The sequence below is a fragment of the Marivita sp. S6314 genome, from assembly GCF_023015985.1.
In the GTDB taxonomy this organism is placed as follows: domain Bacteria; phylum Pseudomonadota; class Alphaproteobacteria; order Rhodobacterales; family Rhodobacteraceae; genus Marivita.
The window spans coordinates 42214-65398 of the sequence record NZ_JALKAO010000008.1 but is presented as its reverse complement, the minus strand read 5'-3'; the positions used below and the strand labels follow the sequence as shown (position 1 = coordinate 65398).

Genomic DNA, 23185 nt, shown 5'->3' with positions numbered 1-23185 from the left:
GGCACCGCATGCCAAACCCAACCGCGGCCATGCTTGTGATCGGCGACGAAATCCTGTCCGGTCGCACCCGCGACGCAAACATGCACTATCTGGCGCAAGAGCTGACGAAGGTTGGGATCAACCTGTGCGAAGTCCGGATTGTCAGTGACACGCGCGACGCCATCGTGTCCGCGCTTGATGCGTTTCGCAGCAGCTATGGTACAGTCATCACCTCTGGCGGGATCGGTCCCACGCATGATGACATCACGGCAGATTGTGTGGCAGCCGCCTTTGGCGTCGGCATCGACGTGCGCGAGGACGCACGGGCTTTGCTTCAGGCCTATTACGACAGCCGCGAGATCGAGTTTAACGATGCGCGCAAACGGATGGCGCGAATCCCCGATGGGGCAACCTTGATCGAAAACCCGGTGTCGATTGCGCCGGGATTCTCGATTGAAAACGTGCATGTCATGGCCGGTGTGCCGTCGGTGTTCCAGGCCATGGTCGCAAGCGTGCTTCCCACGTTGACCGGTGGCGCACCGGTGTTGTCACAGACTTTGCGTGTTGAACGCGGGGAAGGGGACATCGCCGGACCATTGGCCATCATTGCCGAAGAGTTCCCCGACATATCCATCGGGTCCTATCCGTTCCAACACAACGGCGCGTTCGGGTCGAACGTCGTGGTCCGGGGCAGCGATGGCGCGCAGGTCGATGCGGTGATGAAGCGCCTGTCGGATGTGTTCCGCGCATGATGCCAGACGTCGAAACCCTTTACGCGGTGACCGAGGCCACCTGGCCCCCCGCAGATCACACCCCGGCAGGCCCCTGGATCCTGCGCACCGGGGCGGGCGGGGGCAAACGGGTCAGTGCCGCCACCGCGCAAGGGGATTGGCGCGAGGATGATCTGTCGGCTGCGGAAACCGCGATGCGGATGCTGGGGCAGACGCCCCTGTTCATGATCCGCGAAGGCGAAGACGCGCTGGACACCGCATTGGCCGGGCGGGGGTATGAGATCATTGATCCTGTCAACCTTTGGGCCTGTCCGGTTGAGGCATTGACCACTGTGCCCGTGCCGCGCGTTACCGCCTTTGCCATCTGGGAACCGCTTGCCATCATGCGCGACATCTGGGCCGCCGGCGGCATCGGTGACGCGCGCATCGCGGTGATGGAGCGGGCGGATGGGCCCAAGACCGGGCTTCTTGGCCGGATCAATGACAAACCCGCCGGGGCCGGATTCTGCGCGATCCATGACGGCATCGCGATGGTACATGCGCTTGAGATCGTCCCCCACCATCGGCGCAAGGGATTGGGCGTCTGGATGATGCGGCAGGCCGCGTTCTGGGCCAAAGGCCAGGGCGCAAACTGGATGAGCGTTCTGTGCACAAGGGCCAATGACGGCGCAAATGGTCTCTACGCTTCCCTCGGCATGACGGTTGTGGGACAGTACCACTACCGCATTTTGCCCAAACCGAGCGAACCTGAATGACCAAAGACACCCTTCCGACAGCATTGAACCTGCCGATGGCAGATCCGCTGCCCCCTGAAACGCAGAAATATTTCGACGTTTGTCAGGACAAGCTGGGCATGGTCCCGAATGTTCTGAAAGCCTATGCTTTCGATATCGACAAGCTCAACGCGTTCACCGCGATGTATAATGACCTGATGCTGGCGGGCAGCGGGCTGAGCAAACTGGAACGCGAGATGATCGCGGTGGTCGTCAGTTCGATCAACAAGTGTTTCTACTGTCTGACCGCCCACGGCGCGGCTGTGCGAGAGCTGTCCGGTGATCCCAAGCTGGGCGAAATGCTTGTGATGAACTGGCGCGTGGCCGACCTTGAACACCGTCACCGCGCGATGCTTGCTTTCGTGGAAAAGGTCACGAAAACCAGCGCGGAAATCGCCGAGTTTGACCGCGAAGCGCTGCGGGATGCAGGCTTTTCCGACCGTGACATCTGGGACATCGTGAATGTTGCAGGTTTCTTCAATATGACGAACCGCGTGGCCAGCGCCACCGATATGCGGCCAAACGATGCCTATCACGCGCAGGCGCGCTGACCGGCGCGTCTGGCTTTTTTCTGCTGCGGTTTGCGTCGTGGCAACGGCGGCATGGCCGGTTGACCTGTCTCTGCCCCTGGGCGCACGCGAAACGGTGGCCGAGCGGTCTGATAACGCAAGCTATGCTTTGCCCATCGGCACCTGGACCCCGGATGTTGGCGTGCCCGTCGCACGGTTGCAAGGCGAAGTGGTGCGCAAGGCGTGGCGCATCACCGGTCTTGGCATCACGACGGGTCAGGTGATCGGCCCGTTGCGGGATCAATTGCTGGCAGGTCAGTACGACATCATCTTCGAATGCACTGCCCGCAGTTGCGGTGGGTTCGATTTCCGCTTTGGGACAGACGTGCTGAAAGCGCCGAATATGTATGTCGATCTGACCGACTATCATTTCCTATCCGCAAAAGCCCCCGATGCCACCCGCGCGCTGAGCCTTTTGGTCAGCCGCGATGGCGATATCATCTTTGTGCAACTGATCGAGGTTGGCCCGCCGGGACGATCAGCGGTCTCGGTCACAGCCAACGCGGCGCGCCCGGTTTCGGCGGCATCTGGCGATATCATCGCCCAGTTGGAAAGTGCTGGTCACGCGGTGTTGTCAGATCTCGAATTTGCCAGCGGGTCATCGTCCCTCGGGGACGGAAATCTCGCGTCACTGGATGCAATCGTCGCGTATCTGCGGGCCAACCCGAACCGCGAGATCACCTTTGTCGGGCATACCGATGCCACTGGATCGCTGGCAGGCAACGTGGCGCTGTCGCGGCGTCGGGCAGACGCGGCCCGAGCCTACGTGGTCCAGCGCGGTGTTGCGGCCGCGCAAGTGGCCGCAGATGGTGTTGGCTTTCTATCGCCCCGTGCCAGCAACCTGACACCAGAGGGCCGGGAGGCAAACCGGCGCGTCGAGGCGGTTTTGATTTCGGTCCAATAACCTGCACCGTGTGGGATGCGCGACCGGGTCGGCCGCGCATCTTGCTTTGGGGTGTGACGCTTATGCGGGCAGCTTGGCCTTGCGCAAATACGGCAGCACGGTTTCGATCGACCCGTATTTGGCAATCGCGTCGTCATCGCTGACCGATGTCGGAACAATGACATCTTCGCCAACGGTCCAGTTGGCCGGTGTTGCGACGTTTTCCTTGGCGGATGTCTGCAACGCGTCCAGCGCGCGCAGTACTTCGGCAAAGTTACGGCCAACGGTCATCGGGTAGGTCATCGACAGCTTCAGCTTTTTGTCGGGGCCAATGATAAACACCACGCGCACCGTGGCGCTGTCTGCCGGGGTGCGACCGTCCGGCAGCGCATATTCGGCAGGCAGCATGTCGAACGCCTTGGCCACGGTCAGATCGTCATCAGCGATGATCGGAAAGCCGGCCTTGGCACCGCCATAGCTTTCAATGTCGCCTTTCCACTTCTTGTGGTCCTCGACGCCATCGACGGAAATGCCCATCACCTTGGTGCCGCGCCTTTCCCATTCGTCGGCCAATTGCGCCACTGCACTGAATTCCGTGGTGCAGACCGGCGTAAAGTCCTTTGGATGCGAAAACAGGATCGCCCAGCTATCGCCAATCCAATCATGCAAATTCATCGATCCGTGGTCTGTTTCAACCGTCAGGTTCGGAATTTCGTCGTTGATGCGCAGTGCCATGAGACACCTCCTTTATTACTGTGGTCAATGGATATGTAAGCAATAGCGGCAGGGGTTACATCCCCTTGTCCCGGCAAGCCCCTATGCGGCAAATGCATGCACCTCAGAAGGGTGCTTTTATGCGGAACCGGGTGCCGACACCGCCATCGGGATGGCGCAGGCGCAGCTCTTCGGCATGCAACATCATCCGTGGATGGTGCGCTGCGGTGTCCGGCGCATAGAGCGGATCCCCAAGGATCGGATGGCCCAGTGACAGCATGTGGACCCGCAACTGATGGCTGCGCCCGGTTTGTGGAAATAACTGAACGCGGCTTTCGGTGTCGTTGGCTTTGAGCACCCGCCAATCGGTGACGGCAGGCTTGCCTGTCTCGTGATCGACCTTCTGTAAGGGGCGATTGGGCCAGTCGACAATCAGCGGCAGATCGATGGTTCCGGTTTTCGGGGTGACCCGCCCGGCAACGCGCGCGACGTAGGTTTTCTTGGTCTGGCGCTTTTCAAATTGCAGGCCCAGATGGCGCTGGGCATGTGGGGTCAGGGCAAAGATCATCACGCCCGATGTGTCCCGATCCAACCGATGCACCAGCAGAACCTGGGGGTAGACAGCCTGAAGACGGGTGATCAGGCAATCTGCCAGCTCTGGCCCTTTGCCGGGTACGGACAGCAATCCGGCCGGTTTGTTGACCGCCAGGATCTCGTGATCCTCGTGCAGGATGTCGAGCGGCGTATCGGGCGGAGCATAGTCTGTCATCCACCCGGTCTTACGCAGCTTGCCACAGCGAAACAAGCGCCACGGCTTTCAACGATTTATTAGCGACGGTCTGAAATCTTCTCCGAAGATTTCACGCCTTAGCCCGCGCCGAGGTCGGATCGTAAAACGGCTTCAACGATGCCTCCGCCACCACCCGTTTTCCGGCCACGTCAATCTCGTAGCGCGAGGACAGAACCTGTTCGGCGGATTCCCCTTCACAAGGAATATAGCCCAGCCCTATCGCCGCCCCCAGATGGTGACCATACGCGCCGGAGCTGAGATATCCGACAATCTCCCCATCCCGCAGCACAGGTTCATTGTGATACAAAAGCGGCTCCGGATCGGTCAGCTTGAACTGCACCAGACGATTGCTCAACCCCGCCTCCAGCTTGCGCAACACCGCGTCACGGCCAACGAAATCCGGCTTCTTGGTTTTAACCGCAAAGCCAAGGCCTGCTTCCAGCACATGATCCTCGCACGTGATGTCATGGCCGAAATGCCGAAAACCCTTTTCGATCCGACAGGTGTCCATCATGTGCATGCCGCACAGCGTGAGGTTCAGGTCCTGACCCGCCGCGTGCAGGGTTTCGAACACATGGCCCGCCTGATCCGACGAGACGTAAATCTCCCAACCCAGTTCTCCGACATAGGTCACCCGATGCGCCCGCGCGACGCCAAGGCCAATCTCGATCTCCTGCGCCGTACCAAACGGGTTCACCGCGTTCGAGAAATCATTGGGTGACACCATCTGCAACAGCTTGCGCGCATTGGGACCCATCACCGCCAGAACGCCTTCACCCGCGGTCACGTCCGTCAGCACAACCCGCAAATCGCCGATATGCCGTTGCATCCACGTCTGATCTGCCGCCCGCGTCGCGCCGGGTGTCACAACAAGATAGGCTGTGTCCGACAGCCGCGTCACGGTCACATCCGCTTCGATCCCACCCTTGGAATTGAGGAATTGCGTGTAGACGATCTTGCCCACGGGGACCGAGAAATCACCACCGCCGACGAAGTTCAGAAACGCCTCTGCATCCGGCCCTTCGACACGGATCTTGCCAAAGGACGACATGTCGTACATCCCGATATTTTCGCGGATCGCGCGGTGTTCTTCGGCGACATTGTCAAAGAAATTCTGCCGCTTCCAGCTATAGGCATATTCCGGAGCCTGACCGTCGCGCGCAAACCAGTTGGCGCGTTCCCAGCCGGAGATTTCGCCCATCACCGCACCGTGCTGCAACAGATGGGAATGGAACGGCGTCCGCCGCACCCCGCGCGCGGTGGCTTTCTGGCGGTAGGGGAAGTGGTCCGCATAGAGCAACCCCAACGTCTCGGTTACGCGCTCTTTCAGGAAGCGCCGGTTGCCCTGAAACGGCTGTGCGCGCGCAATATCCACATCGCCCAGATCAAACGGCTTTTCGCCATCCTCCATCCATTGCGCCAGCGCCATGCCCGCGCCGCCTGCAGACTGGATGCCGATTGAATTGAACCCGGCCGCAACCCAGACATTGTCCATCTCGCGGGCCTGACCCAGGTGATAGGCATTGTCGGGGGTAAAGCTTTCCGGGCCGTTAAAGAACGTATGAATCCCCGCCTCGGCCAGCATCGGCATCCTGTTCACGGCTGCCTCCAATATCGGCTCAAAGTGGTCGAAATCTTCGGGAAGCTGGTCAAACTCGAAATCCTTGGGGATCCCGTCAAGCGCCCAAGGCTTCGACGTGGGTTCAAACGCGCCCAGCATCATCTTTCCGGCGTCTTCCTTGTAATACGCGCATTCATCCGGGACCCGCAGCACCGGCAGGCTTTCCAATCCCTTGATCGGTTCCGATACGATGTAGAAATGCTCGCAGGCCTGCAGCGGAACGTTGACGCCCAGCATCTGCCCTACCTCGCGGCCCCACATGCCCGCGCAGTTGACGACATGATCGCAGGTGATCGTGCCCGACGTGCCGTCCTCGGCCTCCCAATCGACGCTTGTAATCCGCCGCCCGTCGCGGGCCACGCCGGTTGCCTTGGTGCGTTCGGCGATCCTCGCCCCCATCTGGCGTGCGCCCTTGGCCATCGCCAAGGCAATGTTTGCCGGATCGCCCTGACCGTCACTGGGCAGGAACACGCCGCCCACCACATCGTCGGTGTTCAGATGGGCGTATTTTGCCTTGATCTCGGCGGTGTCGATTTCCTCGACGGGCACGCCAAACGCCCGCGCCATGGCGGCGCTGCGGCGCAGTTCCTCGTGGCGTTCGGTCGTCAGGGCGACAGAGATTGACCCGGTCTTGCGAAACCCCGTGGCGACGCCCGTTTCCTCTTCGATGGTGGAATACAGGTCCGCAGTATATTTCGCCAGTTTGGTCATGTTGGACGACGCGCGCAACTGGCCGATCAGGCCGGCGGCGTGCCAGGTTGTCCCGGATGTCAGTTGCTTGCGTTCCAGCAGAACCACATCGGTCCAGCCCAGTTTTGCCAAGTGGTAGGCGACGGAGCATCCGATAACGCCACCACCAATGATGACGGCGCGGGCGTGGGTGGGAAGGGTCATGAGCGATCTCCGATCCGGGCGCGCGTGGCAAAGCGCGGTGTTGGCATATTTGGAAAAAGAAGAAGCATGCGGTGGCGCACTAACCGTCGTCGCGCGCAAAGCGGCGGGCGAGTTCTGCAATGTGGTCCGGGCCGGTTTCGCAACATCCGCCGATGATCGTGGCACCCTTTGCGCGCCAAGTTTCAGCGTGATCAGCATACGCATCGGGGCCAAGATCGCGGCGGGCGGTCAGAACGTCGACCACCGGTTTGCGCTTCAGGAAATCCTTGGTGATCTGTGTGAACGCATTGGCGTAGGCACCGGTCGGCTTGCCTGTAGAACCAAGGATATCGAGCGCGTCCGGCATCGCTTCGGGGGCCGAACAGTTGGCCAGCAATGCGTCCGCCTTTCCGCTGGCTGCCACGGCATCCACAAGGGCCTCGCCAGAGCGCAGTTTCGTGCCGTCTTCGTCGTCGACGGTGAAGGCAATCCAGACGGGTTTACCCAGGCCGGACACCCCTTCCAATGCAGCGCGCGCCTGTGCGATGGACGCCACCGTTTCCAGCAGCAACAGGTCGCACTCGCGGGCCAGGATGCGGGCAACTTCGGCAAAAAGGTCAACCGCCTTGTCATGTTCGGGCTGCACATCGGCGCGGTAAGATTGGCCCAAAGGCCCGATGCTGCCGGCGATCTGCCCGCCACCATGGGCGTCGCGTGCTTCCAAGGCCATGTCGAGCGCGGTGCGGTACAGTTTTTCGAAATCCGTCTCGAACGCCGTTCCCTCCAACCGGTCGCGGTGCAGGGCATAGGTGTTCGTGGTGGCGATCTGCGCGCCTGCGGTGAAGTAATCGGCGTGAATGTCGCGCACCAAAGACGGGGCGGCGATCATCACCTGCGTGGCCCAGAGCGGCGTCGGCTCTGCGCCCGAGCGGCGCAGAAGCTCTTGTCCCATGCCGCCATCAAGGATTGTTACCGTGCTCATGCGCGCAGCCTTTCGTCTTGCGGATCCCACAACGGTGCGTCCTTCTGGACCACCGCTCTGCGCATCTCACCAAAGATTTCTACGTTGATCTCGGTGCCGGGTGTGGCCAGATCGCTGCGCAGCATCCCAAGCGCGATGGATGTGTTCACCCGGTAGCCCCAGCCGCCGGAGGTGGTTTCCCCCACCACCTCACCGTTGTGCCAGAGCGACGACATGTAAGGCGCGTCGCAGTCTCCGGCATCCACGGTCAACGTCACGAAGCGCTTCTTCACGCCCTGTTGCTTTTCGCTCAACAGTGCGGCTTTGCCCGGGAAGTCCTGCGGCTTGTCCAGTTTGACAAAGCGGTCCAACCCACCTTCGAGAAGGCTGTAATCCGTGGAAAGATCCCCTTTCCACGCGCGATATCCCTTTTCCAGACGCAGCGAGTTCAGCGCATACATGCCAAAGGGCTTCGCCCCTGCGCCAAGAACCGCATCGTAAATTGCGGGCATATCGGCGTTTTCGGCATGGATTTCCCAGCCAAGTTCGCCCGCGAAGGACACCCGCAACAACGCAACCCAGCCGCCCGCGATTTCGCTTTCCTGAAAGCTCAACCAAGGGAGAGACAGGTCGCCAGTGCATATCTTGCCAAGACAGTCCCGCGCGGCAGGGCCGGTGACGATCAGGGTGGACATGCGTGTTGTCCAGTCTTCCAGCGTGAACGCCGCGTCTTTGGGCATATGGCGTTCCAGCCATTCGCGGTCGTGCCATTGGGCAGAGGCGGCGGTGACAAGAACGAACAGGTCTTCGGCTTCGCGCGTCACCGACATTTCCGTCACGATCCGCCCGCGATCATCGGCGAAATAGACAAGCCCGACCCGGCCGATCTTGGGAAGTGCCCCGGTCACAAGCCCGCGCAGCCAGTTATCCGCACCCGGGCCCTGAATCTTGAAGCGCGAAAATCCGGGCAGGTCGAGAACGCCACAATGATCGCGCACCGCTTCGCATTCCTCGCGCACGCGCTGTTCCCACGGTCCTGTACGCGCCCAGGTGTGGGTGCTGTCCTCGGACGTGTCGTCACCTGGTTTGGCGAACCAGTTGGCGCGTTCCCAGCCGTTATAGGCCCCCATGACGCCACCAAGTTCCTTGACCTTGTCATGCACCGGCGACAGCCTCTTGTCGCGCCCGGCGGGCCATTCGTGATGCGGGAAATGCATGGCGTATTCGTGGCCGTAGACCTCAATGGCCTTCTGGTTGCAGTAATCCTGATCGGTGTAATCGGTATAGCGGCGCGGATCGACGGCCCACATATCCCACTCGGTCTGGCCTTCGGTGACCCATTCGGCCAGCACCTTGCCCGCACCGCCGCCTTGGGTGATGCCGAAGGTAAAGACACAGGCCTCAAAGGCGTTTGGCACACCCGGCATCGGGCCAATCAGGGGCAGACCATCGGGCGCATAGGGGATCGGGCCGTTGATCACACGCCCGACACCAGAGGCACCAAGGATCGGCACGCGGGCCATTGCATCCTCAATGTACCATTCGAGGCGTTCAAGGTCGTCGGGGTAAAGCTGAAAGCTGAAATCCTCGGGCATCGGATCGTCTGGTGTGATCCAGTGCGCCTTGCAGTTGCGTTCGTACGGTCCAAGGTTCAGACCGTACTTTTCCTGCCGCAGGTAGTAACTGGAATCCACGTCGCGCAGCAGGGGCAGCTTGCCGTTTTCCTTGGACCATGCCTCAAGCTCGGCCACGGGTTCGGTCAGGAAAAACTGGTGGCTCATCACCGTCATCGGCACCGTGCGCCCGCCGTAAGGTTTGAACCATTCGCCGACGCGCTGGGCATAGTAACCCGCCGCGTTCACCACTTTTTCGCAACGAATGTCGCCCTTTTCGGTGTGCACGATCCATTCGTCACCATCGCGGCTGACACCCGTGGCGGGGCAGAACCGTTCGATCCGCGCACCCATCTGACGTGCGCCCTTGGCCAAGGCTTGCGTCAACTGCGCCGGGTCGATGTCGCCGTCGTCGGGGTCGTACAAACCGCCCGCCAAGTCATGTGTTTCCATGAACGGATAGCGGTCTTTCATGTCCGAGACCTGCATCATCTCAAGGTCCAGCCCCTGATACCGCCCCATCGCCCGCGCGCGTTCGAATTCCATCACGCGTTCTTTGGAATGGCCCAAACGGATCGACCCGGTGACGTGGTAGTTCATCGGGTAGTCAACTTCGTCCGCCAGCGTCCGATACAGCGAAAGCGAATAGCGTTGCATGTTCATCACCGCCCAGGACGTGCTGAAGGACGGGCAATTGCCCGCCGCGTGCCATGTCGATCCTGCGGTCAGTTCGTTCTTTTCCAGCAGAACGCAATCGGTCCAGCCTGCTTTGGCCAGATGATAGAGCGACGAGGTGCCGACAACGCCGCCCCCGATGATGACAACGCGGGCTGTGGTGGGGAAATCAGACATGGGTCTCTCCTCAGTTCCAGGCAAGGCGGACGGCCAGTCCACCGAAAACGATTGCAGATAGTTTGCCCATCCAGCGGGATGCGCGTTTGATGCGGGTCGCGGCCAGCCCGGCAAAGGCACCCAGCACGCAGTAGGTGGCGAGTTCACCAATCGCGAGCAGCGTGCCGAGCAGCAGGATCTGTTGCCAGACAGGCCCGATAGCGGGATCCGCGAATTGCGGCAGGAAGGCGAGCACGAAAAGCCCGACCTTGGGGTTCAGGATGTTGGTCAGAAATCCGCGCCGAAACGCGCGCCAGATGTCGCGGCGGCCTTCGCGCTGTTCCGGCGGTGTGGTGTCGGTCCAGCTGTGCCACGCCAGCCACAACAGATAGGCCGCACCCGCATAGCGCAGCGCGTCATAGGCAATGGGATAGGTCAGCAAGAGGACCGCCAACCCACCTGCGGCGATCACCACATGGCCCATCACGCCCAACCCGATCCCGCCCGCCGCCGCGATACCCGACGCAGCGCCGCCGCGCATCCCACTTGCGATGGTGAACATCATATCGGCACCGGGGGTCAGGTACAGCAACACGGCCGCGCCCATGAACGTCACGTAGGTGATCACTGGAATGGACAGGGCAAGCTCGATCATCGCTCACTCCTCTCGCTGCGGGTCACTGGGGTTGATCTCGTAATAATCGCCCTTGGTGCGCGTATGGATATGTTCGCGCAGGGTGAGCCCGGTGGGTCCATCAATCGACCCTGTGGAGAAGCAGATGAACGGATCATCCTCGTGATCCCAGAACAGCGCCGATCCACAGGTCGGGCAAAACCCGCGCCGGGCTTTTTCTGAGGACTGATACCAGCGCACGTCGCCCTGTATGTCGAGCGTGCCATCCTCGGTATAAGAGGACGCCCAGACATGCCCCGATTGCTTGCGGCACTGCGTGCAATGGCACGCTGCCGGTGCGCCGGGCGTCCCGGTCACGGTGTATGTCACTGCGCCACATAGACACCGTCCCTTCATACACGTCCCCCTTGTGGCACCGCCGTGCTGCCCAGCAACACACCGTAGATGATAAACGACACGGCCAGCACCCGGCGCAGGACCACGTTGGCCACGACCCCCAGCGCCGCACGCCCAAGGCCAGCGCCAAGCGCCGTGTACGTGACATAGCTGGCCGCCGTGATTGTCAGCGCCGTGGGTACGATGACCCACATCTGCTGCGCCACCGGCACGTCCGGCATGACGAATTGCGAGAAGGCCGCAAGGTATCCCGCCACGCTTTTGGGATTGATCGTGGCAATGGCAAAAGCCCGTCTGTATATTGATCCGTTGGAGACGTCCGCTGCTGCCAGTGGTCTCTGCGCGTTGATCCACGCGCGCGCACCCAGCCAGATCAGAAACGCCGCGCCGAAGATCTTGGCCACCAGGAACGCCGTAGGCGACGCTGCGATCAGCGCTGTCACGCCAAGGGCGGACAGGCATAGGAACAGCAGCGCTTGGGTCAGGATGGCAAGCACCCCCCACAGCGATTTCACGAACCCATGCGTCATGCCGTTCTGGATGCAGTTGACCGCATTGGGGCCGGGCGAGGTCACGAAAACCACCCAGAATACCGCGAATATGGTCCAGCCTTCGAGCGTCATCAGTACACCGGGGGCGCGATTACCCAGACAACCACGGCCGGGGCGTCATAGGGATTGATCCATTCATGTGGCTCTTCCTTGATCCGGAAGCTGTCGCCGGGGTTCAACGTGAATCGCTGCCCGCTGATCACCATGTCCAGCGCGCCTGAAACCACATATCCGACTTCCTGCGTGGGGCGGGTGATCATCTCGCCCGCGCGGCTGTGCGGCTGGAATGTCGAATGCACCACTTCGAAATCGTCCGACAGGTCGGGCGACAGCAACTCTTCGATCAGGCCCGCAGTACGGCTGCCAATCGGCCGCCGCGCCCCGGCGCGCACCACGATCCCGGCTTCGTCCGCCTTGGCATTTGCCTGTCCGAACAGAAGGGAAATCGGCACATCAAGCACCTTGGCAATCTGGCGCAGGTCCGTGATCGACGGTTCCGACAGGTCACGCTCGATCTGGCTGACCCAGCCGACCGACCGATCCATCTGGTCCGCGATATCCTGCAATGTCAGTCCGCGCGCCTTGCGAAGCGCCCGCAGATCCGCGCCCAAGGTCTTGTTCGAGAAGGTGGCGTCATGCTGCATGAGTCGGCCATGAAAATTCCTACGAAATTTTCATGGCACGGTTTGGTGAAAATTCCAAAGGATTTTTCATGGAGCCGTTGCTGTATGAAGGCGGTTTGGCCGCGACGCCGGTGTCTTCTTCCAGCCGCTCACCTTACGCCGCGAAACGTGTCGGCCAATATGGACTGTAACGCGTCGGCATCCTCTTGCGTAAACGCCTCCGGCTGATCGCTGTCGAGATCAAACACCCCCAATAGCCGCCCGCGCCCGTTCCAGACGGGCAAAACCAATTCCGACCGGGTCGACGACGCGCAGGCGATATGCCCGGGAAAAGCCTCCACATCCGGAACCAACTGGATGGTGCCGGTGCGGGCCGCTGCCCCGCACACACCCTTTGAAAACGGGATGTGCAGGCATCCATGCCCGCCTTGATAGGGCCCGATCTTGAGCATCTCCGGCCCCGTCACACGGTAGAACCCGGTCCAGTCGAAGCGTTCATCAGAATGGTGCACCTCGCAGGCGACCGTCGCCATGAGTGACACGGTGTCGGTTTCGCCAGCGGTCAGCGAGTGCAGGGTTTGCGCGAGTGTTTTGTAATCGGCCATGTTTGTCCGTGCGGGGGCCAGCCCCCGCACCCTCGGGATATGTCGGGCAAGTAGAAAGTCAGACGCGTTCGATGGCGATGGCCGTGCCTTCGCCGCCGCCGATGCAGATCGCGGCCACCCCACGGCTGAGATTGCGCGTCTCAAGCGCGTTGAGCAAGGTCACGATGATCCGTGCGCCAGAGGCCCCGATGGGATGACCCAAAGCACAGGCCCCGCCATTGACGTTCACGATGTCCCGGCTCAGCCCCATTTCGTGCATGAAGGCCATGGGAACCACGGCAAACGCCTCGTTCACTTCCCAGAGGTCCACATCCGAGGCCGACCACCCGATCTGCGCCAGCAGTTTCTGCGCCGCAGGCACGGGGGCGGTTGTGAACAGGCCCGGTGCCTGAGCGTGGCTTGCATGGCCGACGATCCGCGCCCGCGCCTGTGATCCGGCAGTGTCGGCACTGGTCAGGACAAGCGCCGCCGCACCGTCCGAGATCGACGACGCGTTGGCTGGTGTCACGGTCCCGTCCTTGCGGAACGCCGGTTTCAGAAGCGGGATCTTGTCCGGCCGCGCCGTGCCCGGCTGTTCGTCTTCGGCGACCGTCACCTCGCCCTTGCGCGTCTTTACGGTGACGGGCGTGATCTCGGCCGCGAACGCATCCGAGGCCTGCGCTTCAAGCGCATTCGACAGGGACTTCAACGCGTAGGCGTCCTGGGCTTCACGGGTGAACTGAAACGCCTCGGCGCAATCCTCGGCAAAGGTGCCCATCAGGCGGCCCTTGTCATAGGCATCCTCCAGCCCATCAAGGAACATGTGATCGACCACCTCGCCATGCCCGATCCGCGCGCCCGCGCGCATCTTGGGCAACAGGTACGGCGCGTTGGTCATGCTTTCCATGCCGCCCGCAACAATGGCCTGCGCCCGGCCCAGGGCAATGGCATCAAACGCCATCATCGCCGCTTTCATGCCCGATCCACACATCTTGTTCAGCGTCGTGGCGGGAACCTCTTCGCCCAGACCGGCGGCAAACCCGGCCTGGCGCGCCGGGGCCTGACCCTGACCGGCGGGCAGCACGCACCCCATCAGGAGTTCATCAACCGTCGACAGGCCCGCCTGATCCAGCGCCGCGCGGATCGCCGCGCCGCCCAGATCGGACGCGGTTGCAGATAAAAACGCGCCTTGAAAGCCCCCCATCGCGGTGCGCGAAGCGCCCGTGATCATTACATCAGCCATGTTATTCCCCAGTGTCCGAGTTATAGGGCCTTGCATACCGGATGGTAACGAATGGCGTCTAGGGTGGCGGCACATCTATCTGCCGAGGCTCTATGGAACTGACTGTCGACACCACGCCAACCGCAACCGTGATTCGCGTCAACGCGTCCCGAATCGACGCGCCAACGGCGCTTCAGTTCAAGGAAGACATGCGGTCCCTGACGGCGGATCCCGATGGGCGCATCGTTCTTGATCTGGCGCAGGTCGATTTTATCGACTCGAGCGGTCTGGGTGCTGTGGTGGCGTCCATGAAACAGTTGCGCTCCGGACAAACGCTTGAACTGGCCGCGTTGCAGCCGATTGTCGAAAAGGTGTTCCGCCTGACACGCATGGACACGATCTTCACAATACACGACTCAGCGGACGTGGCCTGTGTCGTCGAAGACGGGTAAATCACAGCAAACACGCCTTTTGTCCCTGTGCTGGCCCGCCCTGAACGTGGTCACACCTGATATCTTGTCGCGTGTCGATGCCACCCTGAACAAACATGCATTGACCGACATGCGGGAGAATATCCTGATTGCCCTGGCCGAAGCGCTGAACAACGTGGTGGAACATGCCTATGCCGGACAGTCTTTCGGGGCGATTGCGCTGTCCATCGTTGGCACGCCAGACGCGCTGCGCCTGCAGATCACGGATTGGGGCCGCGCCATGCCGGGCGGGTCTGTGCCTTGTCCAGACGCCCCTGATCCGGACAATCACGCCGAAGGCGGGTACGGGTGGTTCTTGATTCAGACCCTCATGTCAGAGGTGCGGTATCACCGGAGCGCCGGGTGCAATCAGGTGACGCTGATTCAGGCGCGCCCCGGAGGGTGCCAGCGCTGACAGGCTCAACACAATTATCGGCGAATTATTCAATAATTGTAGGCAATAAGCGGCATTTGGGGGGTGCTGTTCACGGATTCGCCGGCAATGTCGCACAATGGCCCCAATCGTTCCGAATTTTGGGCGCGGTTGCAGGTCAAAAGAGAAGGGTAGCTGCTTATAGCTTCACCTCGACGCCGTGCCGTTAATAGCCCCCACCCAGTGTGCGGCGTCGAGGTTACGTCTTTCCCCCCAGATCATCCATTTGACCTTGCCTCCGCACCGGTTACGTTCGCGGGCAAAGAGGGGGAGACACGTCATGCGAGATTTCCATTTGCCGGGTCGTTCCGCAGTCATGGCCGCCAATGGCCTTTGCGCAACGTCACACCCGCTGGCCGCTGAAGCCGCGATTGATATGCTCAAGCGCGGTGGCAATGCGGTGGATGCGGCCATTGCCGGTGCGGTCCTGCTGGGCCTGTGCGAACCGGCGATGACCGGGATCGGTGGCGATTGCTTCGTGATGGTCAAGCCTGCGGGAACCGAAGACATCGTCTGCCTGAATGGCTCGGGGCGCGCGCCCGCCGCCTTGTCCGGTGCCGCGCTGCGGGCCTCTGGGCTGGACAAGATGCCCTTGTTTGGCCGACCCGAGCCGATCACGATCCCCGGTGCGGTCGATGCGTTTTGCCAATTGTCCGACGATTATGGGCGGCTGGGGCTTGATGCCGTGTTTGCGCCCGCGATTCACTATGCAGAAGAGGGTGTGCCCGTGGCGCCGCGCGCCGGGTTCGACTGGTTTCACTACCATCAGAACCTGCACGGCGCGGCGCGGCAGTTTTACACCGATGGGGGCAACCCGCCCCAAGTAGGTGATCTGTTCCGCCATCCCATGATGGCCGAGGTGCTGCGCCGTGTCGCTGCCGAGGGTCGCAAAGGGTTTTACGAAGGTGAGGTGGCCGAAGACATGGTGTCATCGCTGCGCGCGATCGGCGGTGTGCACACGCTAGAGGATTTCGCCAACACGCGCTGCGACTACACCACCCCGATCAGCGGCACCTACAAGGGGATCGAACTGGTTGAGCATCCGCCAAACGGGCAGGGCGCAACGGCGATCCTCCTCAACAACATTCTTGCGCAATTCGATCTGCCTTCAATGGACCCGTTCGGGCTGGAACGCGCGCATCTTGAGGCCGAGGCGACCAAACTCGCCTATGACGCACGCGACCGGTTCCTGTGCGACATGGATCACATGACGCGGCTGGCGCATATGCTCGACCCGAAAACCGGCGAAAAGCTCGCGGCGTTAATCGACCCGACCCGCGCGATGCCAAGCGCACGGCCGTTGACCGAAGCGGTACACAAGGAAACCATTTACCTGACCGTGATCGACCGGGACCGCATGGCGGTCTCGCTGATCTACTCGGTGTTCAAGGATTTCGGCTCGGGTGTGGCGTCGGACAAATTCGGCGTGTTGTTTCAGAACCGCGGCGCGGGGTTCACGCTGGAAGAGGGGCACCCGAACGAAGCCGATGGCGGCAAGCGCCCGATGCACACGATTATTCCGGCCATGTTGCGGCAGAACGGCAAGCTGCTGATGCCCTTCGGCGTGATGGGCGGGCAATACCAATCCACCGGCCACGCGCGGTTTGTGACCAACTTCGTTGACTATGGCATGGACCCGCAAGTGGTGATCGACGCTCCGCGCTGCTTTAGCGAATATGGCGATATGAAGGTCGAGAAAGGCTACTCTGACGCGGTGCATCAAGGTCTGGCCGATCTGGGCCACACCGTCTCTGTCCCGGCCACGGGGATTGGCGGCGCGCAGGCCATTCTGATCCGCGACAACGGCGTGCTGGAAGGCGCGTCCGACCCTCGCAAGGATGGCTGCGCCATCGGGTACTGAACCTTCGGGCAGGTTGGAACACCTGCCCGACCTAAAGGAGCTCAGTAGCTGTATTCGCCATAGATGCGCGTCAGGTCGCCGTTCCAGTCGCCGTTGAAATGCTCAAGAAACTCGTCGGCAAGCGTCTGACCGCTTTCGACGCTTTCCTTGAGCGCGTTCAGGAAATGCGTCTCGTCTGGCACAAGCCCGCCCGCACCTGGGCGGGCGCGGGCCACGAGGCCTGCTTCGGCGATGTCCAGAACCTCTTTGGCCAGATCATGCATCTTGATACCGTTCACATTGGCCTGCAGCCCGTCAACCGAGGCCGCAACCCGCAACGCCTCGCGCGTCTCCGCATCCCAGCCCTTCACCAGATCCCACGCCGCATCCAGCGCGCCTTGATCATAGGTCAGGCCCACCCAGAACGCAGGCAGCGCACATAGACGCCGCCAAGGCCCACCGTCGGCCCCGCGCATCTCGATAAACTTCTTCACCCGCGCTTCGGGGAAAATCGTTGTCAGGTGGTCCGCCCAATCCGACAGGGTCGGCGTCTCACCGGGCAGCGCGGGCAGTTCGCCCTTCAGGAAATCGCGGAACGATTGCCCAAGCGCGTTGTGGTACACGCCATCGCGGTAGACAAAATACATCGGCACATCGAGCGCATATTGCACCCAGGCCTCGAACCCGAACCCGTCGTCGAACACGAACGGCAACATCCCGGTGCGATCATCGTCCAGATGCCGCCAGACACGCGACCGCCAGCTTTTGTGGCCGTTGACCTTGCCTTCAAAGAACGGCGACGTCGCAAACAGAGCCGTGGCCACTGGTTGCAACGCCAGTGCGACGCGCATCTTCTGCACCATGTCGGCCTCGGACGAAAAATCGAGGTTCACCTGAACCGTGCAGGTCCGGCGCATCATCGTGGTGCCCGATGTGCCGACCTCCTGCATGTACTTGTCCATCAGGGCATAGCGCCCCTTGGGCATCAACGGCATCTCGTCATGGGTCCAGATCGGCGCAGCCCCCAGGCCAATGAAGCCCACACCGATCTCGTCGGCGATGGATTTCACCTCGACCAGATGGGTGTTCACCTCGTCACAGGTCTGGTGAATCGTCTCAAGCGGCGCGCCGGACAGCTCCAACTGGCCTCCGGGCTCAAGCGAGATATTCGCGCCGTCTTTTTCCAGGCCAATCAGGTTGTCGGCTTCCATGACAGGCGCCCAGCCATGCCGGTCGCGCAGGCCACTCAGTACCGCCAGAATAGAGCGCTCTCCCTCGTAGGGCAGCGGCTTCAATGTGTCTTTGCAATACCCGAATTTCTCGTGTTCGGTGCCAATGCGCCAATCTTCCTTGGGCTTGCAGCCCTCGGCCAGGTACTGGGCCAACTGGTCGTGGTGTTCGATGGGCCCGCCGCCCGACTGCGGAATGGACATGGCGCGTCTCCGGTTTCTCTGCTCGACAATCGCGGCCAGCCTTGAGCCGATTTCTTCGGGGTGTCAATGCAAGCGGGCAATGCGTTGCTGAAGATCAGCCCTGCGCCAAAGCACAATGGGACGCGTGCCTTCCTGCCGCGAGACAGAGGCAACCCGCCCCGGACTCAGGCCCGGCAGGCTGGCAAACACATCGAACAGGACATCCGCGTTCTCGGCATTGACGGGAATGTGCAAAGCCGGTCCCGCGTCATGGGTGATGACCCAGGTTGCCGGGTGTTCTGTTGGGTCGAAATTCAGCGACGTGACGGCATCAAGATCCACCAAACCACCGTTCAGCGGGCCGAAATAGCCAATGCGCCGTTCGATCACCTGCACCACACCCGGTCCACCGCCGCCCAGCCGCGAGCGTCCTTTTTGCAGCCCGGCAAAGAACAAGGCGGCCCCAAGCAAGACGGCCAGATAGCCGATCCACGACAGGATCCCGGGCGTGACCCCAAAGCTCCAATAGACCCCAAGACCAAGGATCGCCGCTCCCACCAACGCTTCGCGCCAGCGTAGGATCACGTTTTTGGCACCGGGGCGCACAAAGCTCATCGGCCTCTCCCGTGGGGCGCAGCTCCGTCGACGGAGCTGCGGTTTTTGGTCGACCAAAAACCTGTCATGCCCAGTCTCCCAACGTCGATTGCCACAGGGTCAGCGCCGCAACAGCCGCCGTGTCGGCGCGCAGAATACGCGGGCCAAGGCTGAGCGCATGCGATGCCTCCAGCCCGCGCAGCCGCGCGCGTTCGTCGTCAGAGAACCCGCCTTCCGGCCCGATCAGGAGCGCCCACGGCCCCGGAACATCCGGCAAATGCCCGGTCTCGCCTGCCAGACGCTCATCGCAAAAGCCGATCTGACGGCTGGTGTCCCATCGGTCCAGAACCCGCTCCAGCTTGGTCAGGGCCGCGACCTCGGGCACAAAAGTGGCACCGCATTGTTCCGCCGCCTCAATCGCATGGGCCTGCAGCCGGTCCTGCCGGATGCGCTCTGAATTGGTGAAGGCGGTCTGCACCGGCAGGATGCGCCGCACACCCATCTCCACGGCCTTTTCCACGATAAAATCGGTGCGCGCTTTCTTGATCGGTGCGAACAGCAACCAAAGATCCGGGGGCAGGGATTGCGGTTGCGATTGCGCGCGGCAGACCAACACGCCCTTGCGTTTGCCAGCCTCGACAATGTCGGCCTGCCATTCGCCATCTGTCCCGTTGAACAGCGCCACATGTCCACCAACCGTCAGACGCATCACACCAAACAGGTAATGCGCCTGCTCCCGCGTCAGAGGGACGGCTTGTGCCGCCCCAAGCGGCTGCTCTACAAAAAGCCTGATCTTCGCACTCATGGAGCAACACATATGTCCGGCCCGCAGACAACACCAGACCAGAGCGGTCAGGTCTCAGACGCTGTGACCGGCAATTGGGTCGATACATACGCGCCGGACTGGACCCGCCCCTATCTCAGGTTGTCACGCGCGGACCGGCCGATTGGCACTTGGCTGCTTTATCTGCCGTGTGTCTGGGGCACGTTGCTGGCGATGTTTTTCACCGGCGAGATGCGGGTGTTCGATCTGTGGATCATCATTGGCTGTGGCATCGGGGCGTTTCTGATGCGGGGCGCCGGGTGTACCTGGAATGATATCACCGACCGCGATTTCGACGGATCGGTCGCCCGCACCGCGTCGCGGCCCATCCCGTCCGATCAGGTCACCGTCAAGAAAGCGCTGCTTTGGGCGGTGGTTCAATCGCTTCTGGCGTTTCTGATCCTGATCACATTTCCGTTGCAGGCCATCGTCTTGGGGATTGTCGCGCTGGTTCCGGTGGCCTTCTATCCCTTTGCCAAGCGGTTTACGTGGTGGCCGCAGGTGTTTCTGGGCATTGCGTTCAACTGGGGGGCCTTGCTGGCCTGGACGGCCCATACGGGCACGCTGCAATGGCCGGCGGTTGCATTGTACCTTGCGGGGCTGTCCTGGACGCTGTTCTACGACACGATTTACGCCCATCAGGATGTCGAGGACGACGCCCTGATCGGCATCAAATCCACCGCGCGGTTGTTCGGTGATCAGACCCCGAAATACCTGGCGTGGTTTCTGGTCATCACCGTGGCCCTGATGGGCTATGCCATCGTTCTGGCGGCTCCGCGTGGCGAGATTTTTGCCCTGTTGGTGGCACTTGCCGGGCCATGGGCGATGGGCTGGCATATGGTGTGGCAATTGCGGCGGTTGAAGCTGGATGATGGGGATCTGCTGGTGGCCCTGTTCCGATCCAACCGAAATGCCGGGTTATTGCCTGTGCTGTTTTTCGCCATCGCCCTGTTGGTATGATTGCACTCCTGCGCCCTGCGGCGTATCGCTGGGCCACCTGTTTCTGACGCGGAACGTTCATGCGCCTGTCTTCTGTCTTTATCGTTGTCGCGGCCTTCCTGGCCGCCGCTGTGCTTAGCCTTGCTGCCGCGTGGTTGTCGGCCGGCGTTGTGGAAGAAAGCTCTGAACGTGCGGTGCGCACCGAACTGGACCGCGATGCGCTGACATGGGCGGATGTGGACACCAACGGATTGCAGGTGTTCCTGATTGGCACCGCCCCGACGGAAGCCGCCCGGTTCCAAGCGCTCAGCGCGGCGGGACGGGTGGTGGATACCGCGCGCGTCATCGACCAGATTGATATCGAAGACGGAGACAGCATCGCGCCGCCCCGGTTTTCCATCGAGATGCTGCGCACCGATGACGGCATTTCCCTGATTGGCCTGATGCCCACCAGCACAGACCGCGCACAGCTTGTGGCCGATATCGAGCGCGCCGTTCCGAATACCCCGGTGGCGGACCTGCTGGAAGTGGCTGACTACCCCGTGCCCGACGGATGGAACGACTCGCTAGAATATTCCGTGTCCGTCCTGCGGGTGCTGGACCGGTCCAAGATCTCGATCGAAGCGGGGCGGGTGTCGATCAAGGGCGCTGTCGAAAGCGAAGACACCCGACGCCGTGTCGAAGCCGATCTGGCCCGTCGCACACCGGATGACCTGCGTCTTGCGCTGGAAATCACCGCGCCGCGCCCGGTAATCTCGCCGTTCACCTTGCGGTTCATCCAGGATGCCGATGGCGCGCGTTTCGATGCGTGTTCCGCCCCGACAGACGAGGATCGCACCATCATCCTCGAAGCCGCGGCAGTCGCGGGCATGTCAGGCAAGATCGACTGCCGTCTGGGGCTGGGCACACCCACCAGCGAATGGGGGGATGCGGCGGCAATGGGCATTGCCGCGATCAACGAACTTGGCGGCGGCAGCATCACCTTCGCCGATGTCGACGTCACGCTGTTTGCACTGGAAGGCACCGACCAGAGCCTGTTCGACCGCGTGGTCGGCGCGCTGGAAGCCGATCTGCCCGGTGTTTTCGTGGTCAAGGCCACCCTGCCAAAACCGCCCGCCGCCGAATCGGAAGGCATCCCGGAGTTCACCGCAACCCGGTCACCCGAAGGGGATGTGCAGCTGCGCGGCCGCGTGAACAGCGAAATCGCCCGCCAGACTGCTGACAGCTTTGCCCGTGCCGCGTTCGGGTCCAGCACCGTGCGCACCACCGCGCGGGTTGATGAAAACCTGCCCGCCTCTTGGGCGAGCCGCGTGCTGGCCGGTCTTGAAGCCCTGTCGCGCCTGTCCAACGGTGCCGTGCTTGTGACGCCGGACACCCTGTCGGTTTCCGGCAATACCGGAAACCAGAATGCGAGCTCTGAAATCGCCGGGCTGCTGGCCGAGAAGCTGGGCGATTCCGAGGAATACGAAATCTCGGTCACTTATCAAGAAAAGCTGGACCCGCTTCTGGGCATCCCGACACCAGAGGAATGCGAAGCCCAGATCGTCGAGATCATCGGCGACCGCAAGATCTCGTTCGAGCCGGGATCCGCCACGCTTGACGCCTCGACGCAGGATATCATGGATGAAATCGCGGACCTGCTGAAGCTGTGCGGTGACATTCCGCTTGTTATCGCCGGCCACACTGACAGCCAGGGCCGCGAAGTGATGAACCAGCAACTCAGCCAGGACCGCGCGCAATCGGTGCTCAACGCTCTGCGCGACCGTCGGGTGCTGACCTCCAGCTACCAGGTGCGCGGCTATGGCGAGGAACGTCCGATCGCCAGCAATGACACCGAGGAAGGCCGCGAGGCCAACCGCCGGATCGAGTTCAAACTTCGTCAACCGGAACCCATCCCCGAGACAGAGACGACGCTGGAGAGTATTGAACAATCCGCGCCAACGGGCGAAACAGCCGACAGCGACGGCGCAGAGGAATCCACCGATGAACAGAACTGAGTTTGTTATCACAACGGCGATCATTCTGTTTGTGGCGTTCTGCCTGGGCTGGTTCGCCAACTGGCTGGTCCACCGTTTCACGCGGGTCAGCCAGGCGGACATGGACCAGCTTGAGCGCATGAGCCAGGAACTGCACGAAGCCGAAGAAACCCGTGATCAGGCGATCACCTACCTGCAGCAGCGCGAAGCCGAACTGACCAACCAGCTTGCCCAGACCGAAGCAGAGCTGTCCGCCGCCATGGAAGGCCTGCGCGATGCGCGCCACGAAGCCGAGGAAATGCGCGCTTACGTGGAACGTGTGAACGCCAGCTGATTGCGTTCACCCGGGC

General features: G+C 61.8%; 24 protein-coding genes. 10 read left to right on the top strand and 14 right to left on the bottom strand.

All coding sequences use genetic code 11. The annotated features are described in order from the left end of the window. Positions 1-8 precede the first annotated feature (8 nt). From MWU54_RS17365 to MWU54_RS17350, 4 genes are read left to right on the top strand one after another with little or no spacing between them, the layout of a single operon-like run. Positions 9-731 (top strand): molybdopterin-binding protein, encoded by a 723-nt coding sequence (locus MWU54_RS17365; protein WP_247086288.1) that lies wholly within the window; start codon positions 9-11, stop codon positions 729-731. Beyond that, positions 728-1465: a GNAT family N-acetyltransferase gene (locus MWU54_RS17360; RefSeq protein WP_247086286.1), complete on the top strand. Its 738-nt coding sequence runs from the start codon at positions 728-730 to the stop codon at positions 1463-1465. Before MWU54_RS17365 ends, MWU54_RS17360 begins: the two co-directional genes overlap by 4 nt. Continuing rightward, the gene (locus MWU54_RS17355) at positions 1462-2034 is read left to right on the top strand and encodes a peroxidase-related enzyme (protein ID WP_247086284.1); all 573 of its coding nucleotides are present in this window, start codon (positions 1462-1464) and stop codon (positions 2032-2034) included. Before MWU54_RS17360 ends, MWU54_RS17355 begins: the two co-directional genes overlap by 4 nt. 37 nt (positions 2035-2071) lie before the next feature. Then, positions 2072-2956: an OmpA family protein gene (locus MWU54_RS17350; RefSeq protein WP_247086283.1), complete on the top strand. Its 885-nt coding sequence runs from the start codon at positions 2072-2074 to the stop codon at positions 2954-2956. Positions 2957-3016: 60 nt separating this feature from the next. Here the strand turns inward: MWU54_RS17350 and MWU54_RS17345 are convergent, their stop codons facing one another. The 11 genes from MWU54_RS17345 to MWU54_RS17295 form a co-directional block, all read right to left on the bottom strand. After that, entirely contained in the window at positions 3017-3670 is a 654-nt protein-coding gene (locus MWU54_RS17345) for a peroxiredoxin (protein WP_247086281.1), read from the bottom strand. Between the two features lie 103 nt (positions 3671-3773). Further along, on the bottom strand, positions 3774-4418 hold the full coding sequence (locus MWU54_RS17340; RefSeq protein ID WP_247086279.1) for an RluA family pseudouridine synthase: 645 nt from the start codon (positions 4416-4418) through the stop codon (positions 3774-3776). Between the two features lie 91 nt (positions 4419-4509). Next, positions 4510-6954 carry an FAD-dependent oxidoreductase gene (locus tag MWU54_RS17335; protein ID WP_247086277.1) on the bottom strand — a complete coding sequence of 815 codons (2445 nt, stop codon included), beginning with the start codon at positions 6952-6954 and terminating at the stop codon, positions 4510-4512. 79 nt (positions 6955-7033) lie between these two features. After that, entirely contained in the window at positions 7034-7915 is an 882-nt protein-coding gene (locus MWU54_RS17330) for a homocysteine S-methyltransferase family protein (protein ID WP_247086275.1), read from the bottom strand. Continuing rightward, positions 7912-10359, bottom strand: a complete 2448-nt coding sequence (locus MWU54_RS17325) for an FAD-dependent oxidoreductase (RefSeq protein WP_247086273.1) — start codon at positions 10357-10359, stop codon at positions 7912-7914. Before MWU54_RS17325 ends, MWU54_RS17330 begins: the two co-directional genes overlap by 4 nt. A gap of 10 nt (positions 10360-10369) precedes the next feature. Next, complete coding sequence (locus MWU54_RS17320; protein ID WP_247086271.1) at positions 10370-10993, bottom strand: LysE family translocator; 624 nt, start codon at positions 10991-10993, stop codon at positions 10370-10372. Positions 10994-10996: 3 nt separating this feature from the next. Then, positions 10997-11341, bottom strand: coding sequence for a GFA family protein (locus MWU54_RS17315; RefSeq protein WP_348647676.1), 345 nt, complete (start codon positions 11339-11341; stop codon positions 10997-10999). A 23-nt stretch (positions 11342-11364) separates the two neighbouring features. After that, positions 11365-11991 carry a LysE family transporter gene (locus MWU54_RS17310; RefSeq protein ID WP_247086267.1) on the bottom strand — a complete coding sequence of 209 codons (627 nt, stop codon included), beginning with the start codon at positions 11989-11991 and terminating at the stop codon, positions 11365-11367. Beyond that, on the bottom strand, positions 11991-12563 hold the full coding sequence (locus MWU54_RS17305; RefSeq protein WP_247086266.1) for a cupin domain-containing protein: 573 nt from the start codon (positions 12561-12563) through the stop codon (positions 11991-11993). Before MWU54_RS17305 ends, MWU54_RS17310 begins: the two co-directional genes overlap by 1 nt. Before the next feature lie 128 nt (positions 12564-12691). Continuing rightward, complete coding sequence (locus MWU54_RS17300; RefSeq protein ID WP_247086264.1) at positions 12692-13147, bottom strand: GAF domain-containing protein; 456 nt, start codon at positions 13145-13147, stop codon at positions 12692-12694. A 58-nt stretch (positions 13148-13205) separates the two neighbouring features. Then, on the bottom strand, positions 13206-14369 hold the full coding sequence (locus MWU54_RS17295; RefSeq protein ID WP_247086262.1) for an acetyl-CoA C-acyltransferase: 1164 nt from the start codon (positions 14367-14369) through the stop codon (positions 13206-13208). Positions 14370-14461: 92 nt separating this feature from the next. On the opposite strand from MWU54_RS17295, the gene MWU54_RS17290 reads away from it, so the two are divergent. The 3 genes from MWU54_RS17290 (at position 14462) to MWU54_RS17280 (ending at position 17112) form a co-directional block, all read left to right on the top strand. Then, positions 14462-14800 carry an STAS domain-containing protein gene (locus MWU54_RS17290; RefSeq protein WP_247086260.1) on the top strand — a complete coding sequence of 113 codons (339 nt, stop codon included), beginning with the start codon at positions 14462-14464 and terminating at the stop codon, positions 14798-14800. After that, positions 14781-15233: an ATP-binding protein gene (locus tag MWU54_RS17285; protein ID WP_247086258.1), complete on the top strand. Its 453-nt coding sequence runs from the start codon at positions 14781-14783 to the stop codon at positions 15231-15233. The genes MWU54_RS17290 and MWU54_RS17285 overlap by 20 nt, the downstream gene beginning before the upstream one ends. A 298-nt stretch (positions 15234-15531) precedes the next feature. After that, a complete protein-coding gene (locus tag MWU54_RS17280; protein ID WP_247086256.1) occupies positions 15532-17112 on the top strand; it encodes a gamma-glutamyltransferase family protein in 1581 nt (526 codons plus the stop codon). Between the two features lie 41 nt (positions 17113-17153). Here the strand turns inward: MWU54_RS17280 and MWU54_RS17275 are convergent, their stop codons facing one another. The 3 genes from MWU54_RS17275 to MWU54_RS17265 all read right to left on the bottom strand — a co-directional run bounded on the left by MWU54_RS17275 (position 17154) and on the right by MWU54_RS17265 (position 19902). Continuing rightward, entirely contained in the window at positions 17154-18524 is a 1371-nt protein-coding gene (locus MWU54_RS17275) for a glutamate--cysteine ligase (protein WP_247086254.1), read from the bottom strand. Between the two features lie 63 nt (positions 18525-18587). Then, positions 18588-19118 (bottom strand): hypothetical protein, encoded by a 531-nt coding sequence (locus MWU54_RS17270; protein ID WP_247086252.1) that lies wholly within the window; start codon positions 19116-19118, stop codon positions 18588-18590. Between the two features lie 64 nt (positions 19119-19182). Next, complete coding sequence (locus MWU54_RS17265) at positions 19183-19902, bottom strand: 16S rRNA (uracil(1498)-N(3))-methyltransferase (RefSeq protein WP_247086250.1); 720 nt, start codon at positions 19900-19902, stop codon at positions 19183-19185. A gap of 12 nt (positions 19903-19914) precedes the next feature. Between MWU54_RS17265 and ubiA the strand changes: the two genes are divergently transcribed. From ubiA to MWU54_RS17250, 3 genes are read left to right on the top strand one after another with little or no spacing between them, the layout of a single operon-like run. Further along, positions 19915-20880, top strand: a complete 966-nt coding sequence (ubiA, locus tag MWU54_RS17260) for a 4-hydroxybenzoate octaprenyltransferase (protein ID WP_247086248.1) — start codon at positions 19915-19917, stop codon at positions 20878-20880. 59 nt (positions 20881-20939) lie between these two features. After that, positions 20940-22856, top strand: a complete 1917-nt coding sequence (locus MWU54_RS17255) for an OmpA family protein (RefSeq protein ID WP_247086245.1) — start codon at positions 20940-20942, stop codon at positions 22854-22856. Next, a complete protein-coding gene (locus MWU54_RS17250) occupies positions 22843-23169 on the top strand; it encodes a hypothetical protein (protein WP_247086243.1) in 327 nt (108 codons plus the stop codon). Before MWU54_RS17255 ends, MWU54_RS17250 begins: the two co-directional genes overlap by 14 nt. Positions 23170-23185 lie beyond the last annotated feature (16 nt).

Excerpts from the sequence above, each read along its gene's own strand:
- MWU54_RS17365 (WP_247086288.1), top strand. The coding sequence starts at position 9 with ATGCCAAACCCAACCGCGGCCATGCTTGTGATCGGCGACGAAATCCTG.
- MWU54_RS17360 (WP_247086286.1), top strand. The coding sequence starts at position 728 with ATGATGCCAGACGTCGAAACCCTTTACGCGGTGACCGAGGCCACCTGG.
- MWU54_RS17355 (WP_247086284.1), top strand. The coding sequence starts at position 1,462 with ATGACCAAAGACACCCTTCCGACAGCATTGAACCTGCCGATGGCAGAT.
- MWU54_RS17345 (WP_247086281.1), bottom strand. The coding sequence starts at position 3,670 with ATGGCACTGCGCATCAACGACGAAATTCCGAACCTGACGGTTGAAACA.
- MWU54_RS17340 (WP_247086279.1), bottom strand. The coding sequence starts at position 4,418 with ATGACAGACTATGCTCCGCCCGATACGCCGCTCGACATCCTGCACGAG.
- MWU54_RS17335 (WP_247086277.1), bottom strand. The coding sequence starts at position 6,954 with ATGACCCTTCCCACCCACGCCCGCGCCGTCATCATTGGTGGTGGCGTT.
- MWU54_RS17330 (WP_247086275.1), bottom strand. The coding sequence starts at position 7,915 with ATGAGCACGGTAACAATCCTTGATGGCGGCATGGGACAAGAGCTTCTG.
- MWU54_RS17325 (WP_247086273.1), bottom strand. The coding sequence starts at position 10,359 with ATGTCTGATTTCCCCACCACAGCCCGCGTTGTCATCATCGGGGGCGGC.
- MWU54_RS17320 (WP_247086271.1), bottom strand. The coding sequence starts at position 10,993 with ATGATCGAGCTTGCCCTGTCCATTCCAGTGATCACCTACGTGACGTTC.
- MWU54_RS17310 (WP_247086267.1), bottom strand. The coding sequence starts at position 11,991 with ATGACGCTCGAAGGCTGGACCATATTCGCGGTATTCTGGGTGGTTTTC.
- MWU54_RS17305 (WP_247086266.1), bottom strand. The coding sequence starts at position 12,563 with ATGCAGCATGACGCCACCTTCTCGAACAAGACCTTGGGCGCGGATCTG.
- MWU54_RS17300 (WP_247086264.1), bottom strand. The coding sequence starts at position 13,147 with ATGGCCGATTACAAAACACTCGCGCAAACCCTGCACTCGCTGACCGCT.
- MWU54_RS17295 (WP_247086262.1), bottom strand. The coding sequence starts at position 14,369 with ATGGCTGATGTAATGATCACGGGCGCTTCGCGCACCGCGATGGGGGGC.
- MWU54_RS17290 (WP_247086260.1), top strand. The coding sequence starts at position 14,462 with ATGGAACTGACTGTCGACACCACGCCAACCGCAACCGTGATTCGCGTC.
- MWU54_RS17280 (WP_247086256.1), top strand. The coding sequence starts at position 15,532 with ATGCGAGATTTCCATTTGCCGGGTCGTTCCGCAGTCATGGCCGCCAAT.
- MWU54_RS17275 (WP_247086254.1), bottom strand. The coding sequence starts at position 18,524 with ATGTCCATTCCGCAGTCGGGCGGCGGGCCCATCGAACACCACGACCAG.
- MWU54_RS17270 (WP_247086252.1), bottom strand. The coding sequence starts at position 19,118 with ATGAGCTTTGTGCGCCCCGGTGCCAAAAACGTGATCCTACGCTGGCGC.
- MWU54_RS17265 (WP_247086250.1), bottom strand. The coding sequence starts at position 19,902 with ATGAGTGCGAAGATCAGGCTTTTTGTAGAGCAGCCGCTTGGGGCGGCA.
- ubiA (WP_247086248.1), top strand. The coding sequence starts at position 19,915 with ATGTCCGGCCCGCAGACAACACCAGACCAGAGCGGTCAGGTCTCAGAC.
- MWU54_RS17255 (WP_247086245.1), top strand. The coding sequence starts at position 20,940 with ATGCGCCTGTCTTCTGTCTTTATCGTTGTCGCGGCCTTCCTGGCCGCC.
- MWU54_RS17250 (WP_247086243.1), top strand. The coding sequence starts at position 22,843 with ATGAACAGAACTGAGTTTGTTATCACAACGGCGATCATTCTGTTTGTG.